General features: G+C 49.0%; 13 protein-coding genes and 1 pseudogene. 5 read left to right on the top strand and 9 right to left on the bottom strand.

The window, feature by feature from the left end; genetic code table 11:
- Positions 1-14 precede the first annotated feature (14 nt).
- Positions 15-1499: a protein adenylyltransferase SelO gene (locus ACJ2PR_RS10250; RefSeq protein WP_446876928.1), complete on the bottom strand. Its 1485-nt coding sequence runs from the start codon at positions 1497-1499 to the stop codon at positions 15-17.
- Positions 1500-1726: 227 nt separating this feature from the next.
- On the opposite strand from ACJ2PR_RS10250, the gene ACJ2PR_RS10245 reads away from it, so the two are divergent.
- On the top strand, positions 1727-7165 hold the full coding sequence (locus ACJ2PR_RS10245; protein ID WP_446876927.1) for a beta strand repeat-containing protein: 5439 nt from the start codon (positions 1727-1729) through the stop codon (positions 7163-7165).
- A gap of 140 nt (positions 7166-7305) precedes the next feature.
- Positions 7306-9036, top strand: coding sequence for a ShlB/FhaC/HecB family hemolysin secretion/activation protein (locus tag ACJ2PR_RS10240; RefSeq protein ID WP_446876926.1), 1731 nt, complete (start codon positions 7306-7308; stop codon positions 9034-9036).
- Here ACJ2PR_RS10240 and ACJ2PR_RS10235 read toward each other — a convergent pair.
- The 8 genes and pseudogenes from ACJ2PR_RS10235 to ACJ2PR_RS10200 all read right to left on the bottom strand — a co-directional run bounded on the left by ACJ2PR_RS10235 (position 9033) and on the right by ACJ2PR_RS10200 (position 13222).
- The gene (locus ACJ2PR_RS10235) at positions 9033-9326 is read right to left on the bottom strand and encodes a hypothetical protein (protein WP_446876925.1); all 294 of its coding nucleotides are present in this window, start codon (positions 9324-9326) and stop codon (positions 9033-9035) included. The two genes, ACJ2PR_RS10240 and ACJ2PR_RS10235, sit on opposite strands and share 4 nt — an antisense overlap.
- 396 nt (positions 9327-9722) lie before the next feature.
- Entirely contained in the window at positions 9723-9857 is a 135-nt protein-coding gene (locus tag ACJ2PR_RS10230; protein WP_446876924.1) for a hypothetical protein, read from the bottom strand.
- A 314-nt stretch (positions 9858-10171) separates the two neighbouring features.
- Entirely contained in the window at positions 10172-10294 is a 123-nt protein-coding gene (locus ACJ2PR_RS10225; protein ID WP_446876923.1) for a hypothetical protein, read from the bottom strand.
- Between the two features lie 2 nt (positions 10295-10296).
- Positions 10297-10857 carry a GNAT family N-acetyltransferase gene (locus tag ACJ2PR_RS10220; RefSeq protein ID WP_446876922.1) on the bottom strand — a complete coding sequence of 187 codons (561 nt, stop codon included), beginning with the start codon at positions 10855-10857 and terminating at the stop codon, positions 10297-10299.
- Between the two features lie 183 nt (positions 10858-11040).
- Positions 11041-11265, bottom strand: coding sequence for a hypothetical protein (locus ACJ2PR_RS10215; protein ID WP_446876921.1), 225 nt, complete (start codon positions 11263-11265; stop codon positions 11041-11043).
- Positions 11266-11406: 141 nt separating this feature from the next.
- On the bottom strand, positions 11407-11625 hold the full coding sequence (locus ACJ2PR_RS10210) for a hypothetical protein (protein ID WP_446867277.1): 219 nt from the start codon (positions 11623-11625) through the stop codon (positions 11407-11409).
- Between the two features lie 76 nt (positions 11626-11701).
- Positions 11702-12088 carry a cupin domain-containing protein gene (locus ACJ2PR_RS10205; RefSeq protein WP_446867278.1) on the bottom strand — a complete coding sequence of 129 codons (387 nt, stop codon included), beginning with the start codon at positions 12086-12088 and terminating at the stop codon, positions 11702-11704.
- 228 nt (positions 12089-12316) lie between these two features.
- A pseudogene (locus tag ACJ2PR_RS10200) lies at positions 12317-13222 on the bottom strand (LysR substrate-binding domain-containing protein).
- 178 nt (positions 13223-13400) lie between these two features.
- On the opposite strand from ACJ2PR_RS10200, the gene ACJ2PR_RS10195 reads away from it, so the two are divergent.
- From ACJ2PR_RS10195 to ACJ2PR_RS10185, 3 genes are read left to right on the top strand one after another with little or no spacing between them, the layout of a single operon-like run.
- A complete protein-coding gene (locus tag ACJ2PR_RS10195; protein ID WP_446867280.1) occupies positions 13401-13832 on the top strand; it encodes a hypothetical protein in 432 nt (143 codons plus the stop codon).
- Positions 13833-13856: 24 nt separating this feature from the next.
- Complete coding sequence (locus tag ACJ2PR_RS10190) at positions 13857-14483, top strand: TVP38/TMEM64 family protein (protein WP_446876920.1); 627 nt, start codon at positions 13857-13859, stop codon at positions 14481-14483.
- Positions 14484-14512: 29 nt separating this feature from the next.
- On the top strand, positions 14513-14779 hold the full coding sequence (locus ACJ2PR_RS10185; protein ID WP_446867282.1) for an FAD-dependent oxidoreductase: 267 nt from the start codon (positions 14513-14515) through the stop codon (positions 14777-14779).
- Positions 14780-14957 lie beyond the last annotated feature (178 nt).

Here is a 14957-nt window from a genome sequence, read left to right as displayed (position 1 = left end):
CTGACCCATTCTTTTTATGGAGATCTAAAGTTTTTAGCCTGAATTTGATCAACCAATTGATTAAAAGGAACCCAATTATCTTCTTCAGTAATGGACTTCCAAACGGATTCGATCGTCGGTCTGATCAAGGAGACTTCAGAATTGTAGTGAACCAATCGATTTACAATTTCTGACATCTGATCTTCAGGAAACTGATTTAAGGCTTGATGATAGGTTTGTCGCCAGCGATCGAGCAAACCAACTAACGCTTCATCAGGCATCACTACATTTTTGAAAATCGATGCGGGACGCTCTCGCCAATCTCTAGAAAATTGATGGGTTAGTTGTGAGAAAAAGTCCTGATAGTCAGCTTGAGAATCATTGAGAAATCGAACGGTTTGATACACCAACTCTTGCGCCATTTCTGACTGATCGAATCCTAACCGATAAAGCATTCTTTGTTGATAGGCTTTTTGATAATCAGCCTCAAAATTGGATGCAGCAGATTCGAGATCAGCGATCGCAACCACTTTTTGCAGCGGAGCCTGAAGCTTCTCTAAATTCCACAGACACATCCCCGGTTGATTGCCGTAGCTGTAGCGTCCACCATAGTCAAAATAAGCGGCTGTAAACTTGGGATTATAGGTTTCGATAAAGGCAAATGGGCCGTAATCAAAACTTTCTCCCGTGACTGACATATTATCAGTATTCAACACAGCATGACAGAAGCCAGAAGCCATCCACTGAGCGGCTAAATCGGCTACCTTTTGCACCAATTCTTGATAGAAAAGCGCGTAACGATCGGGCTGCTCAACTAAATGTGGGTAGTAATATTCAATTACATGATCTAACAGAATGGCAATCAAATCTTTGCGATCTAAATAAGCTAATCGCTCAAATGTGCCAAAGCGAATGTGCGATCGACTAAAGCGAATCATCACGGACGATCGGGTAGGGGACGGCTCATCGCCCCGATAAAGAGATTCTCCCGTCTCGACCAGACTTAGACAGCGAGAAGTTCTGACTCCCAATCGATGCAGCATTTCTGCCGCCAGCACTTCTCTCACGCCGCCTTTGAGCGTTAGTCTGCCATCGCCGCCTCGCGAATAGGGCGTGGTTCCTGATCCTTTGGTGCCAAAATCGTACAGTTCGCCGTCAATTCCTCGGACTTGTCCATAGAGAAAGCCGCGACCGTCGCCCAAAAAAGGATTGTATCCGCCAAACTGATAGCCGTGATAGCGCAGCGCTAAAAAGGGGTCGCGTCCGTGAAATTCGCCAAACGCCTCAGTGAAATCCGCATCCGTAACCGATCCTGGGTCAAGCCCGATCTGTTGCAGAACGTCGTTATTGCGAAATCTGAGGATCTGTTGGGGAAACTGGGCGGCAGAAACTCGATCGAAGAAATCGTCGCCCAAATGTTCGAGGGCTGGCTCGTAATTGAGCGTCAGTAAGGGATTGGGCTGCTTTTCAGAGTCGGTAGAAGTCAAAACGAGAAGGGGCGATCGCAACGTCTTCTTCATCCTACCGAGGATACGCAGTCATGACTAAAGCATTCGTATTTTACGCAAAAGAAACCCTTTTTGTCCGTTAGTTGCGGCGCAAACTTGGGCAAATTGACGAACGTAGGTAAAAACTACCATTTTAAGTCCAAATAGCTCAGTATTCTTACGGACTTTACCCATCGTAAGTAGAGCCTAAATGATGGCTGCCCTTCTTAAGTTTGTAAAAAACCCCTGGAGAAATTTCGGTGAAGCGTCAAATTGTCAAACAAGCTCAAGCTCTATTCATTTTTCTGACACTCCTGACCTGCTTTGGCACTAAGGGACTCCACGCCCAGATTGCACCTGCCACAGACGGAACGGGAACGATCGTCACACCCAACAACAATCAATTTGACATCACCGGAGGAACTCAATCTGGAGCCAATCTATTCCAGAGCTTTCAACAGTTTGGCTTAAATCAGAATCAGATTGCCAATTTCATTTCTAATCCCAATATCCAAAATATTCTCGGTCGCGTGGTCGGTGGCGATGCGTCTGTGATTAACGGATTGATTCAAGTTAGCGGTGGAAATTCTAATCTCTACCTGGTAAATCCCGCGGGAATTATTTTTGGCAATAGCGCAAGTTTGAATGTTCCTGCATCATTCACAGCGACGACTGCAAATGCGATCGGGTTTGGTACAAATTCCTGGTTCAACGCGGTCGGAACGAACAACTATGCTGATTTAATTGGCGCTCCTAACAGCTTTGCGTTTATTACTTCAGGGAGCCTGTTCAATGCTGGCAATCTGTCTGTAGGTCAGGGTCAGAGCCTCACACTGCTAGGTGGAACGGTGATCAATACAGGCACCCTTTCTGCGCCCGGAGGCAACATTACGATCGCTGCCATCCCCGGAGAAAAGCTGGTTCGCCTCAATCAAGCCGGAAGTGTCTTGAGTCTGGATCTACCGATCGCCGATAAGTCCGCTATTAATCCAGCCAATAGTCCTTTATCGCTCCCTGATTTACTGACAGGTCAGCCACTCTTAAATGCAACCGGAGTGACGGTTGAAAATGGCGTGATCAAACTGACTCGCACAGACACCCCGATTCCCTCTGATGCCGGGACGAATATTGTCAGCGGTCAAGTTTCTGTGGTGGGCGCGTCTCCTGGAACCATTCAAGTTTTGGGCGACAAAGTGGGACTGGTCAACGCCAAACTCGATGCTTCTAGCGCAAAAGATGGGGGCACCGTGTTGATTGGCGGCGACTTTCAGGGTAAAGGAACTGCGCCCAATGCCTCACGCACGACTGTCACCAACGATTCTGTAATCAGCGCTAACGCTGGAGAAATCGGTCAGGGTGGTCGGGTGATTGTCTGGTCAGATCAGTCCACTCGATTTTTTGGCACGATCAACGCTGAAGGTGGAACGATTCGCGGAGACGGTGGCTTTGTTGAGGTTTCGGGCAAAAACAATCTCAATTTTCAGGGGATGGTCTACGCTACTGCGGTGAATGGACTGAATGGCACACTGCTGCTCGACCCTAAGAATATTACGATCGCCAATCAACGGGCTGCCTACATCAGTGATCCGATCTGGGGAAGTACTGGCACCAATTCAAATACCAGTGCGATGAATTCAGTGTTTGGGACAGGTAATTGGGACAACATCTCGCTGGCGACGGGGACGGGTTCTCCGTTTGCAGTGGGGACTGGCAATGACTACACCTTCATCTATTTGGATGGCAGCGACGGACGAGCCAATAGCCTCAATGCTTATCTAGCATCCAATTCAACGGCGATCGACACTTGGGTAAGGCAAGGCGGACGGCTCTTTTTGAATGCTGCACCCAACCAGGGCGGAAGCTTTTCAATGGGGTTTGGTGTCACCCTCAACTTTGACCCAGGTTATTCCCTTGAAAGCAGTAATGTCACAGCAGTTAACCCGGCGCATCCTATCTTCAATGGCCCTTTTATACCCGCCGGAACTAGCTTTTCGGGCGGTTCTTTTGCCCATGCAACTGTTTCTGGAGCAGACTTAACTCCCTTGATTCGTGATGTCCCAGATCCAACAAAGATTGTCTTAGGGGAAAAAGTGGTCGATCAGGGCCTGGCTCTATTTGGCGGAATGACCCCAGCCGTTTTTCATGGCCCGGCTCCCAATGCTCAAAACTTACGATCGAACATCATTTCCTATACCAGTGGTGAGAGCAGCCTCTCAAGTGCGCTGTTTACAGACAATCCCACCGCTTCTGTAAGAATTTCACCCGGTCAAATCACAACGCTGACCAACGCCGGGACGAATGTAGTTTTGCAAGCCAATAACGACATTACGATCAAGAACGCGGTTACGAGCAATAATCCAACCGGGAATGGTGGCAACTTAACGCTACAAGCAGGTCGCAGCATTTTGGTGAACGCCAACGTCACGACAGATAACGGCAATCTCACGCTGTCTGCCAACGATATAGGAGCGATCGCCGCTCAACGAGATCCGGGTGCCGCCGTGATCACAATGGCTCCAGGAACTAGCATCAATGCCGGGACAGGCAACGTCAATATTGCAGTCGGCACCTTTGATACAGGCGGCGATGTCACGCTGCAGAACATTCAAGGCAACACTGTCACAGTTGAAAACACTGGCACCACGAGAACGGTCAATTTGCAAGCGCCGATCGTCGCCAACACGGTCACAGGTAGCACCGCAAACATTGTGAATGTTGCCAACACCGCCAGAATTCAAAATGGAGTTGATATTGTCGCCACAGGCGGAACGGTCAACGCAGCAGCAGGCACTTATGTAGAATCAGTGACGATCGCCAAATCTCAAACGCTGAATGGTGCAGGCGCAGGCAATACGATCGTCAGCGGTGGAAATACCTCTGGAGTCTTCGCGATCAATTCTGGTACAACGGTGAATCTCAATGGGTTGACGATCGCAAACGGTAGAACCAGCAGTCAAGGCGGTGGAATCTATAACGAGGGTGCGCTAACGGTTGCCAACAGCATCATCCGGAACAACTCGGCCAATGGTGGGGCAGGCATCTATTCGACCAACGCTCTTAATCTCACTAACAGCACCGTCAGCAACAACACTGACACAGATTATGGGGCAGGCGTTTGGGTAATCAGTGGCACTGGAACCATTACCAACAGCACCATTTCTGGCAACCAGGGTCGATACTCTGCTGGTGTCCACAATGATGGCACTTTGACCATTAGAAATAGCACGATCGCTAACAATACCTCCACCGATCCAGGAGAAGGCGGCGGATTGGGAAGTCACGATACCGTCAACATTAGCAATTCAATTATCGCCAACAACAGTGATGCAACAAGCCCGGATGTTTCTGGCTCATTCATTGATCAAGGCAACAATCTAATCGGTAAAAGTGACGGCAGTATAGGCTTTACCAATGGGGTGAATGGCAGTGTGGTTGGCACGATCGCCGCTCCCGTTGATCCTTTACTGGCTCCACTTGGAAACTATGGCGGGCCGACTCAAACTCATGCTTTGCTGCCAGGAAGCCGAGCGATCGATGCTGGAAATAGCCCGATTCCAACCGATCAAAGAGGTGTGGCACGAGTCGGAAATCCCGACATTGGTGCATTTGAGTCAAAAGGATTCACCCTCTCGGCAACGGGTGGAACGCCCCAAAACACAACGGTCAACACTGCTTTTGCCAATCCGCTGAGTGTAACGGTTAATGCGAATGATGCGATCGAGCCTGTCGCAGGCGGTATTGTCAACTTCACGGCTCCGACGACGGGCGCAAGTGCGAGTGTGACCAGTCCGACGATCAATGCTTTGGGTCAAGCCAGCACAATTGCAACCGCAAATACTAAATCCGGAAGCTACACCGTCGCAGCCAGCGCCAACGGCATTGCAACCCCTGCTAATTTTAGTTTGACGAATGATCCGGGGGCAGTCAGTCGCCTTGGGGTTGGGGGATTTGCGTCACCGACGATCGCCGGAACGACCAATAGCTTCACCGTCAATGCCTTTGATTCGTTTGATAACATTGTGACCGCGTATGGTGGCACGGTTGCTTTTAGCAGCGACGATCCCAATGCAACGTTACCAGGTGCATCCACTTTGACGAATGGAACCGGATCATTCACTGGAACGCTGACAACTGCGGGAACGCGATCGCTGACAGCAACGGATACGATAACTTCGACAATCACTGGAAGCCAAACCGGAATTATCGTCAATCCAGCAGCCCCCTACTTCATCGGTGCAACAGGTGGACAAGCCCAAAGTACAACCGTCAACACAGCTTTTGCGGCCAATCTACAAGCAACGGTATACGACATTTACAACAATGTGATTCCGAATGTGAACGTTGTATTTCAATCTCCCGAAAGCGGTGCAAGTGGCATTTTTACCGGAAGTACAACGCTGGTCACTGATGCCAACGGGACGGTTTCGATTCCCATTCGAGCCAACACGATCGCCGGAAATTTCACCACGATCGGGAGTGCAGGCGCAGCCATTCCCGCCAACTTTGACCTGAGAAACCTACCCGACGCACCTTCTAGCATCACGCCCACAAACGGATCGGGACAAACTGCACGAGTCAATACGGCCTTTACAAACCCGCTACAAGCACTCGTCACCGACCAGTTTGGCAACCCGATTCCCAACAGCACGGTAACCTTTAGCGTCCCAACGATCGGAGCGAGTGGCCGCTTTACTGGAGAAGTGACGACCATTAGCGCCAACACAGACACAACTGGAACCGCAACAGTAGCGATCGCAGCCAATACCATCTTTGGAAGCTATACCGGAAACGCTAGTGTGAATGGAGTCTCAACCACTGCCAACTACACCTTATTCAACAACACAGGCAATCCTGCACAAATCGCTGGAACAAACGGCACCCTGCAACAAACGATCGTCAACACGCCTTTCAACAATGCGCTACAAGCGATCGTGCGCGATGAGTTTGGCAATCCGGTGAATGATGTTGCGGTGACATTAAGTTTGCCGACAGTTGGAGCCAGCGGCCGTCTAACAGGAGAAGTCACAACGCTGACCACGCGCACTGACGAAACGGGTCAGGTTCGCATTCCCATACAAGCCAACACGATCGCCGGAACCTTCACCGCGACCGCATCCGTTTCTGGGCTGACCTCCGCCAACTTTAGTCTCACCAATCAGCCCGATCGTCCCGCTTCGGTTACCGCTTCTGGAGGAACGCCCCAAAATGCCACCATTCGGCAAGCCTTCTCCAATCCCTTACAGGCAACGGTCAGCGATCGATTTGGCAATCCCATCCCCAGCGTCACGGTAACCTTCCAGGTGCCAACTCAAGGGCCGACAGGTCGCTTTACGGGCAACTTCACCACGCTCTCATCGGCCACCGACGCTGCGGGAATTGCCAGAGTGACGATCGTCGCCAACGACAAAAAAGGCAGCTTTACAGGCACGGCAGCAACCGAGGGAGTCGATACCATCACCCGCTTTAGGTTGACCAATGATTCCGTCTTCAAACTGGACGAAGAAACCCGACTGGGACGAGATCTCAAGCAAGCTGCTCCTCCATCGCCTGCTGTTGCGCCTGACACACCCAATTCGATTCTCTGTGCTGTTAAGACAAAGCCCGAATCGAGTTTAGATGACTATCAAGGCGTTCGTGAATGTGTGCGAGAAGTCGTCGTCAATCCGCGATCGATTAAGTCATCATCCAAATCTCAGTAATTCAAAATCTCATTCGCTGGTGTGTGATCTGTGTTACCGTGTCTTGCGGTTATCAAAGACCTGAAGCCGTCATTCTCCAGCGTTCAACCTTCTCAGATTAAATTTTCAGTCTTAGCCGTTTAACCAAGGGTACTAGTCCGATGTCTTTAAGGTCTTTTGTGGTGAGTTGTGGAGTTGCCTTTCCAGTCATTCTGGCGGTCTTTGCGATGTCTGCCCCGACGATCGCTCAAACCGAGCCCACCACGCTTCCCAATCCCAGCCTCGATCGCTTTCCGCAGCCGATTCCCAGTCCTCAGCCCCTCCCGCCCAGCGACCAGCAACCGACGTTGCCCACACCCACTCCGACCCCGACCGCTCCCGAACCCACTGCCCCAGTTACCATTCCCGTTCGCAAAATCGAAGTGACGGGCAGCACGATTCTCAAGCCAGGTGACATCACGCCGATTACTACGCCGATCGAGGGTCGCTCTGTCAACCTCGAAGAATTGAGAACGGTTGCAGACGCGATTACTCAGCTTTACTTAAACCGGGGTTTCATCACGTCGAGAGCCGTTTTGGTGGATCAGGCGATCGTCGAGGGCGTGGTGCAAATTCGAGTGGTTGAAGGGTCACTTGAAAGAATTGATATCGAGGGCACTCAGCGATTGAAGCCATCCTACGTTCGCAGTCGCGTTCAACTTGGGGCGGGCGTTCCGTTGAACAAAGACCGCCTAGAAGATCAGCTAAGACTGCTCAAATCTGACCCGCTGTTTGACAATGTAGAAGCCAGTCTACGCCCCGGAACTGGACTCGGACAAAGCATTCTCACCCTGCGAGTCAAAGAATCTCAAGCCGTGAACGGCTACATCGGGGTGGATAACTTCTCGCCGCCGAGCGTCGGATCTGAGCGACTGGGTGCCGTTTTGAGCTACCGCAACCCGACCGGACTGGGGGATGAAGTGAGTGTCTCTTACTTTCGATCGCTCCAGGGTGGGTCGAATGTGTTTGACTTTAACTATCGGGTGCCTGTGAATGCGATGAATGGCACAGTTCAGCTGCGCGTGTCTCCTAGTAAGAGTAGAATTATTGCCTCTGATTTTGCAGCCTTTGACATTCGGAGTAATACGACGCTTTACGAAGTCAGCTATCGTCAGCCGATTATCCGCACGCCCCGCGAAGAATTAGCGCTTTCTCTAGGCTTTGCTTTTCAAGACGGGCAAACCTTTCTTTTTAACGACACCCCTTTCCCGTTTGGAATTGGCCCCGACGCAGATGGCAATAGCCAGACTCGTGTACTGAAGTTTGGTCAAGATTATGTAAGACGAGACCCTCAAGGAGCTTGGGCGCTACGATCGCAGTTTAGTCTCGGTCTGGATGTGTTCGATGCGACGACAAATAATGATCCGGTTCCTGATGGTCGCTTTTTTAGCTGGTTGGGTCAGATTCAGCGCGTTCAGCGTCTTGGCAACAATCACTTATTAATCGCTCAAGCGGATGTGCAATTGACTCCAGACAGTTTGTTACCGTCTCAGCAGTTTGTAATTGGGGGCGGACAATCTCTGCGGGGCTATCGGCAAAATGCGCGATCGGGTGACAATGGTTTCCGGCTGTCTCTCGAAGATCGAATTGCCATTTTGCGCGATGCATCTGGGGTGCCAACCTTGCAGCTTGCGCCCTTTATCGAAGCTGGCTCAGTCTGGAACAAATCGAGCAATCCCAATAAGCTAACCAACGAAACTTTCTTGGCCGCCGCCGGACTTGGACTCATCTGGGAACCTGCTCCCCGGTTTGTGGTGCGTCTCGACTATGCCATCCCGTTTGTCAGGCTGACCGACGAAGGCAACAATGCTCAAGACAAGGGGTTCTTTTTTAGTGTGGGCTATCGCCTCTAATCGGTTGAGCGAGGAATGGGATTGAATGCGGGTTCACCAGATGTCGAATCGTCCCGATTTCTCGCTTTTGTTTTTAGAACCTGCCAACGACGCAGCTCATCCACCCCAAGGGGAGTCGATCGCCAGACAAGAGAACTAGAGAAGGATGAGTGCAGCGATTTATTGGGATTGCTATTCACCCTTTCAACGTCTGCCTGATCGCTCACTTTGGGAAGAAGCCAGGCTGGTTTGATGAAGTTCGAGTCAAGCTGAGTTTTGGTGGGGCTTTGTACGGAGAGAACCCATTCCATAGACTTGCGCTTGAGTTCTTCTAAGGAACGCGAGTTTATTAGCCTGAAATTCTCTAAATATGCTTGGTCAGTTGATTTTGGCTTCGTTTTAATGGGTTGCAGCCCCCTAAATCCCCCAAATTTGGGGGACTTTGAAGCTCGAACCCGTTTTGAATTCCAGAATTTTTTGATCTCAAAGTCCCCCAGAATGGGGGATTTAGGGGGCGAAGTCGCTTGGCAATAAACGATCTCATTTAATTCGCGATCCTAAAGAAGCTTGTCGTGGTGCCAACTTGAGTTTAAAGTTTCCTGGGGAGGCTGATGGTTCCATAGACCTGAGCTTGCGTTCTTTTTAGGAAACTTGCGACTCCATAGACTTGAGCTTGCGTTCTGCTGAGGAAGGCTTTGGTGGATTGGTTAGAGGAACGATCGCGACAACATGGATTCACTCTGAGTACTAAAAGAATCGTACCATTTGACACTGTTCATATCTCCCTCGCAGGCTACTTGTGCGGCTCTTAGCAGTTGTCTTTGATAGTCAAGAACTGCCATCCAGCCATCTCCACCTTGCCACGTTAAATTAACAGCGTGAGTGTTTTGTCCTTGGACTTCAAATGGGTAAAATCTCGGCTAAGAATCACTATCTTCTCCGCCACAATAGTTGTAAGCATCAAGAACTCCTTCAGAAACATTTTTGAGGAATTTTTGTATGTCCCAAGTCCGGTCAAGATTGAAGCTGTTATGAATAAGCTTTTCTACTAAAACTGCCTCACAGTAACAATCCAACTACTCACAACCAAACACCTCTCAATTAATTTGCTCTCGCCAACAGTGTCTATGAACGTTCCTCCAATAACCCAAGCCAGCTAACGGCTAAAGTGAGCGGCTGCCAGTAACGTTTGCCACAACACCAAGCATCTCTGCCAGTCCGCTCCAACCGGGTCGTCATGCAGCGATCGCCATAAGCTACAAAACAAAACAGACCGCAAGTTTACATCTCGTCATTCCAATTTATAGGCGTAATCGTCTGATTTATCCAGTCTTCCCGCAGAATTCCATAGCAAATTGAATCTAACCGTTTGCCATCGACAGTCACCCAAGCTTTTCGGAAGTGCCCCTCTTTGACATAGTTGCACTGTAAAAAAACTTTCCGCATCGCGAGGTTATCAACGCAAGTACTGCCCTCAATGCGTTCAAGCTCAGACCATGTTTCAAACAAATAAGCCGTCAACCATTGAAGTGCTCTCTTACCAATGCCTTGTCCTCGATACTCAGATTGAATGCGTAAATCGAACATAGGAGAACCATCATCGATGTCATCGAGATCGAACAATCGAATCAATCCAACTCGTTGATCGGAGTTAGCAACAATCCAAAAAGTCTGACAATTAGTTCCAGTAAATTCGCCCTGGTCAACCCATTCCAGCACTTTTTCTCGGCTCAGTTGAGGATCTCCGTGATACATCCAGCGATCGCTCGACAACCAATCTGCTAATAACTCACGCTCTGTGCCGATCAATAGAGATTGAAAAGAAAGTTGTAGGCTCATCATTTAACGTTGCTAACGTTGATTCAACGAGATTGCACTCGATGCTAAACGATAAATAGCTTTAGCTTGTTCCCTCACCAACAAATTGAGCCGCATAACGTCCGCGCTCACCGGACATAGGCAACTTCTCAAACTCAACCGACTAATCTCATTGTTCTGGTGCAGCGACTTGTTGTGCCGCGATCTCTACGGCGAGGTTGACTGATTGTTCAACGGATTATCCAACTCGGCAAAAGCCATTTTTACAGAGCTACGAACACCTTTCCAATCTCGTTCTGACAACTGACCAATTTGCACAATATTGGTAGAAGTTGGTAGCGTAACAATGAAACTCCGAAACACGGATGCAACTCTTAGCCCGGATGCTGCCCAATCTTGAAGCACATAATCCGTCGCGCCTAATCCTCTCATTTGAGAAGTAATCAGACCGACAATAAGATCTGGACGAATCGCATAATTACGTTGCAGATGACAAAACAACAGCGGGACGACGTTTCATTCCGGTTGCACCCGGAAAATCAACGCTCACCAAATCACCAGGATTAAATGACACTAAACAGCCTCCTCATCGAGGAACAGGGAAGCTGAATATTGCAACGAGAAATTAACAACATCCATCTGATCCTGCTCAGTCCAAGCATCACTTTGGTCAATCATAGGCGAATCTTGCTGAACTAACTCATTCAGAATTAGCGTTGCCAACCGCAAGCGTTCTGTCGGCGATAAAGCTCGAATGACCTCGTTATAAACTTGTTGAGCAGTGGGTGCCATGTCAGAGTCTCCTAGTTGTCATTTCATCAGCCTAGCACTTCTCCAACCGACCTTAATCATTGCCAAACCACACCCTCTAAATGTCGCTAGGATCTTCTGCGTCTGACGCTTCATTGCCTTCTTGCGATGTAACAAAAAGCAGTTTTACACCTTCGCGTGAATGCTGTTTGTGCCACAGGCCACATGGAACGATAAAAATGCTCCCTGTATGCAGAGAAACTTCCTTCACATAACCATCACTCAAAACTGTGACATCTACATTACCTGCCAGGATGTGAAGAAGCTCATCATCGGGGTGACGCTCCCAGGGCGTTGAGCCTGAGAAGCAGACCATCCCCATCATGCATTGATTGAAATTACCAAGTACTTTCATTGCCGCGCTGGCATCATTACTTGCGGTTTGCTCTGTAATTTCGAGCTTGCCGACAGATTCAAGTGCAGATTGTATGTCTATCGTGTCCATGTTTGCCTCTTAAAAACGACTGAGACAGATCTAGTACATTTGCTCAAAATGGTCAAGTACCGACACGATAAGCCTCCTGACCAATGACTTCAAACCACTGCCACCAGCCGAAACGTGAGCGGCATAACGACTAAGATAAGTGGCGGCAGATAGCCTTGACGACTCTACCAAGATATTTTGACCGTCCGCTTCATCGACTTGTTAGCTTGCGGCAATGACAGATGAATCTTAGCAAACATAGCTCGAAATAAAATTCTTAAGAAAATCAATGAAGACTCGAACTTTAAGTGGAATATAAGCACGCGAAGGATAAACAAGCCAAGCAGCGGTGCTAAAATCTGCTGCCGTCACTTCGTAATCTGGAAACACGTTGATGAGTGTCCCAGCTTGTAGATCCTCGCCAATCAGCCAGTTCGGAAGCAGAGCTAAACCCATCCCTGCGATCGCGCAGTGCTGAAGAGCGATTGCGCTAGAAATTAACGTGCGTCCAAAAACTGGAACTTCGCTCAGTTCTCCCTTCTGATCCTTGAAGATCCATCTAGATCGAAACCCTGCGAACGGAAATAGTAGACAGTTATGCTGCGCTAAATCGACGGGGTTTTTAAGTTGTTCCGATCGCTTGAGATAATCTGAACTGGCACAAACAAAGTAGTGAGTCGGCATCAGTTGTTGGGCAATAAGGGCTGAGTCTGGAAGAAGTCCAAGTCAAATCGCCAGATCGATTCGTTCGGCGAACAAATCAACAATGGTGTCGGACAGCAGTATGTCGACTGTGAGATCGGGGTACAGTCGATTAAACTCGGTCAATAGCGGCACAATGCACTTGAGACCAAAAGAAACGGAAGCTGTGACGCGAAGTTTTCCTTTGGGTTGGCTGGAAACATCTGTCGCGATGGCAGTGGCTTGATGGAGTTCTTCAACCAGTGACTCGACACGCTCAAAATAGGTCATCCCGGCTTCGGTCGGGGATAATTGCCGCGTGGTGCGCTGGAATAATCGGATTCCTATTTCTGCTTCTAGACCTGCGATCGCCCGTGAAACCGAAGAAGGATCGAGATTGCGATCGCGGGCAACAGCGGCAAAACTACCTTGCCTGAAAACTTCCACGAAGAGTTGCAGTACTGATATATCCATTGTTAAAGGGTTCACATAACCTGCTAATCCACGATTTCCCTACCTAAAATCTTACCTCAAGGAAGGAGGATTCGTGCAACTTCCGCATGAGAGTCGTTCATGAGTTTACGTTTATTTGTTTTATCGCAGCAGGTATCTTTAGCTAATTGTCCGACTTGAGCAATATTTCGATCTAATTATGTTTCAGCGTAAATTATTGCGATTTCTGATTGCTTTCGTGGCTGGATTTATGTCCACGCTGGTATTTCATCAAGGAATGCTGGCTTTTTTACATGCGATCGCTTTCACACCCATTGCCCCTTATCCAAGTGCCCCAACTAGACCGTTTGGAATTCCCTTCTTCTGGTCTTTAGCCTTTTGGGGAGGAGTTTGGGGAATGGGTCTGGCTGTTGTGCTCAATCGAATTCTACAGCGTTTTTTCTACTGGGGCGTAGCATTCCTATTTGGGATGCTTGCTCCTACGCTAGTTTCAATTTTTGTGGTGTTCCCGCTGCAAGGAGTTCCGGTTACGCCGAACGGAATTTTCTTGGGTTTGATCCTGAATGCCGCTTGGGGCACTGGTACTGCATTCTTTTTGCAATTTCAGTCTCGCTCACTCAACAATTCATAGGATGAAGTGAAAGGAGTAGAACCATTGAACCTTCAAAATGCACTATACGAAACGCTAATTTGGATTCAGAATTTAGGCACTGTTAGCGCAGTTGTATTCATCGGGCTGTATATTTTAGCAACTGTTTTGTTTATTCCAGGTTCGATTCTAACATTAGGAGCAGGTGTGGTTTTTGGTGTTGCTCTAGGAACGATTTATGTGTTTATCGGAGCAACGATCGGTGCGACATTGGCATTTCTCATCGGACGATATCTGGCGCGAGGCTGGGTGGCTAAGCGAATCGCTAGTCATGATAAATTCAGCGCGATCGATGCTGCGATCGCACGCGAAGGGCTAAAGATTGTTTTGCTCACGCGCTTATCCCCCGTTTTTCCCTTTGTCCTTTTGAACTATGCTCTGGGCATCACGCAAGTGTCTTTGCGGGACTATGTTCTCGGCTGTGTAGGCATGATTCCTGGAACCATGATGTATGTGTACATTGGTTCTTTGGCAGGTAGTCTGGCGACCATTCAGAACTCAGGTCAAAGTCCGGAAGCCCAGAGAGTGCAATGGGTCATCCGCATCGTTGGCTTGATTGCAACTGTCGCAGTGACGCTCCATATCACCCGCGTTGCCCGCAGCGCTCTTCAGAAAAGCGTCAATTCACGATAACGTTCAGACTTTGCAAATAGGTTTTCACGATGCTAGAAGAATTGATTACTGCTCCACTTGATATTCATAATCAACGCCTGATTTCGCATGTGCATCCAATGGACTGGGTGAATCCTCAACCTGCCAATTGTTACGATCTCGTCGTGATTGGAGCCGGAACTGCTGGATTGGTTGTTGCCGCAGGGGTCGCAGGATTAGGGCTAGGATTGAAGGTGGCACTGATCGAAAAACATTTAATGGGCGGAGATTGCCTTAACATGGGCTGTGTACCAGGGCAAACGCATGAAAATTGTTGATCCTTTCAGATTAAGGATTTCAGCCTCTAAGCATTTCTGCCCATGAGGTCTGGAAGCCTTGCAGGGCAGTCACCCAATTTTTTTATGCGTTTGCCCTGACTACCGGGATGGGCAGTACCGCGAAATTTATATTGCAGAATCAGAAACAGAACCCCTGCTGGGGATGGCACTACTTTAC

Source organism: Phormidesmis sp. 146-33, from assembly GCF_052939515.1.
The sequence above is the reverse complement of the archived record's forward strand: the minus strand, read 5'-3'. Positions and strand labels throughout refer to the sequence as shown.

Coding starts and splice junctions, on each gene's coding strand:
- ACJ2PR_RS10250 (WP_446876928.1), bottom strand. CDS start 1,499: ATGAAGAAGACGTTGCGATCGCCCCTTCTCGTTTTGACTTCTACCGAC.
- ACJ2PR_RS10240 (WP_446876926.1), top strand. CDS start 7,306: ATGTCTTTAAGGTCTTTTGTGGTGAGTTGTGGAGTTGCCTTTCCAGTC.
- ACJ2PR_RS10235 (WP_446876925.1), bottom strand. CDS start 9,326: ATGGAATGGGTTCTCTCCGTACAAAGCCCCACCAAAACTCAGCTTGAC.
- ACJ2PR_RS10230 (WP_446876924.1), bottom strand. CDS start 9,857: ATGGCAGTTCTTGACTATCAAAGACAACTGCTAAGAGCCGCACAAGTA.
- ACJ2PR_RS10220 (WP_446876922.1), bottom strand. CDS start 10,857: ATGATGAGCCTACAACTTTCTTTTCAATCTCTATTGATCGGCACAGAG.
- ACJ2PR_RS10215 (WP_446876921.1), bottom strand. CDS start 11,265: ATGAGAGGATTAGGCGCGACGGATTATGTGCTTCAAGATTGGGCAGCA.
- ACJ2PR_RS10210 (WP_446867277.1), bottom strand. CDS start 11,625: ATGGCACCCACTGCTCAACAAGTTTATAACGAGGTCATTCGAGCTTTA.
- ACJ2PR_RS10205 (WP_446867278.1), bottom strand. CDS start 12,088: ATGGACACGATAGACATACAATCTGCACTTGAATCTGTCGGCAAGCTC.
- ACJ2PR_RS10195 (WP_446867280.1), top strand. CDS start 13,401: ATGTTTCAGCGTAAATTATTGCGATTTCTGATTGCTTTCGTGGCTGGA.
- ACJ2PR_RS10185 (WP_446867282.1), top strand. CDS start 14,513: ATGCTAGAAGAATTGATTACTGCTCCACTTGATATTCATAATCAACGC.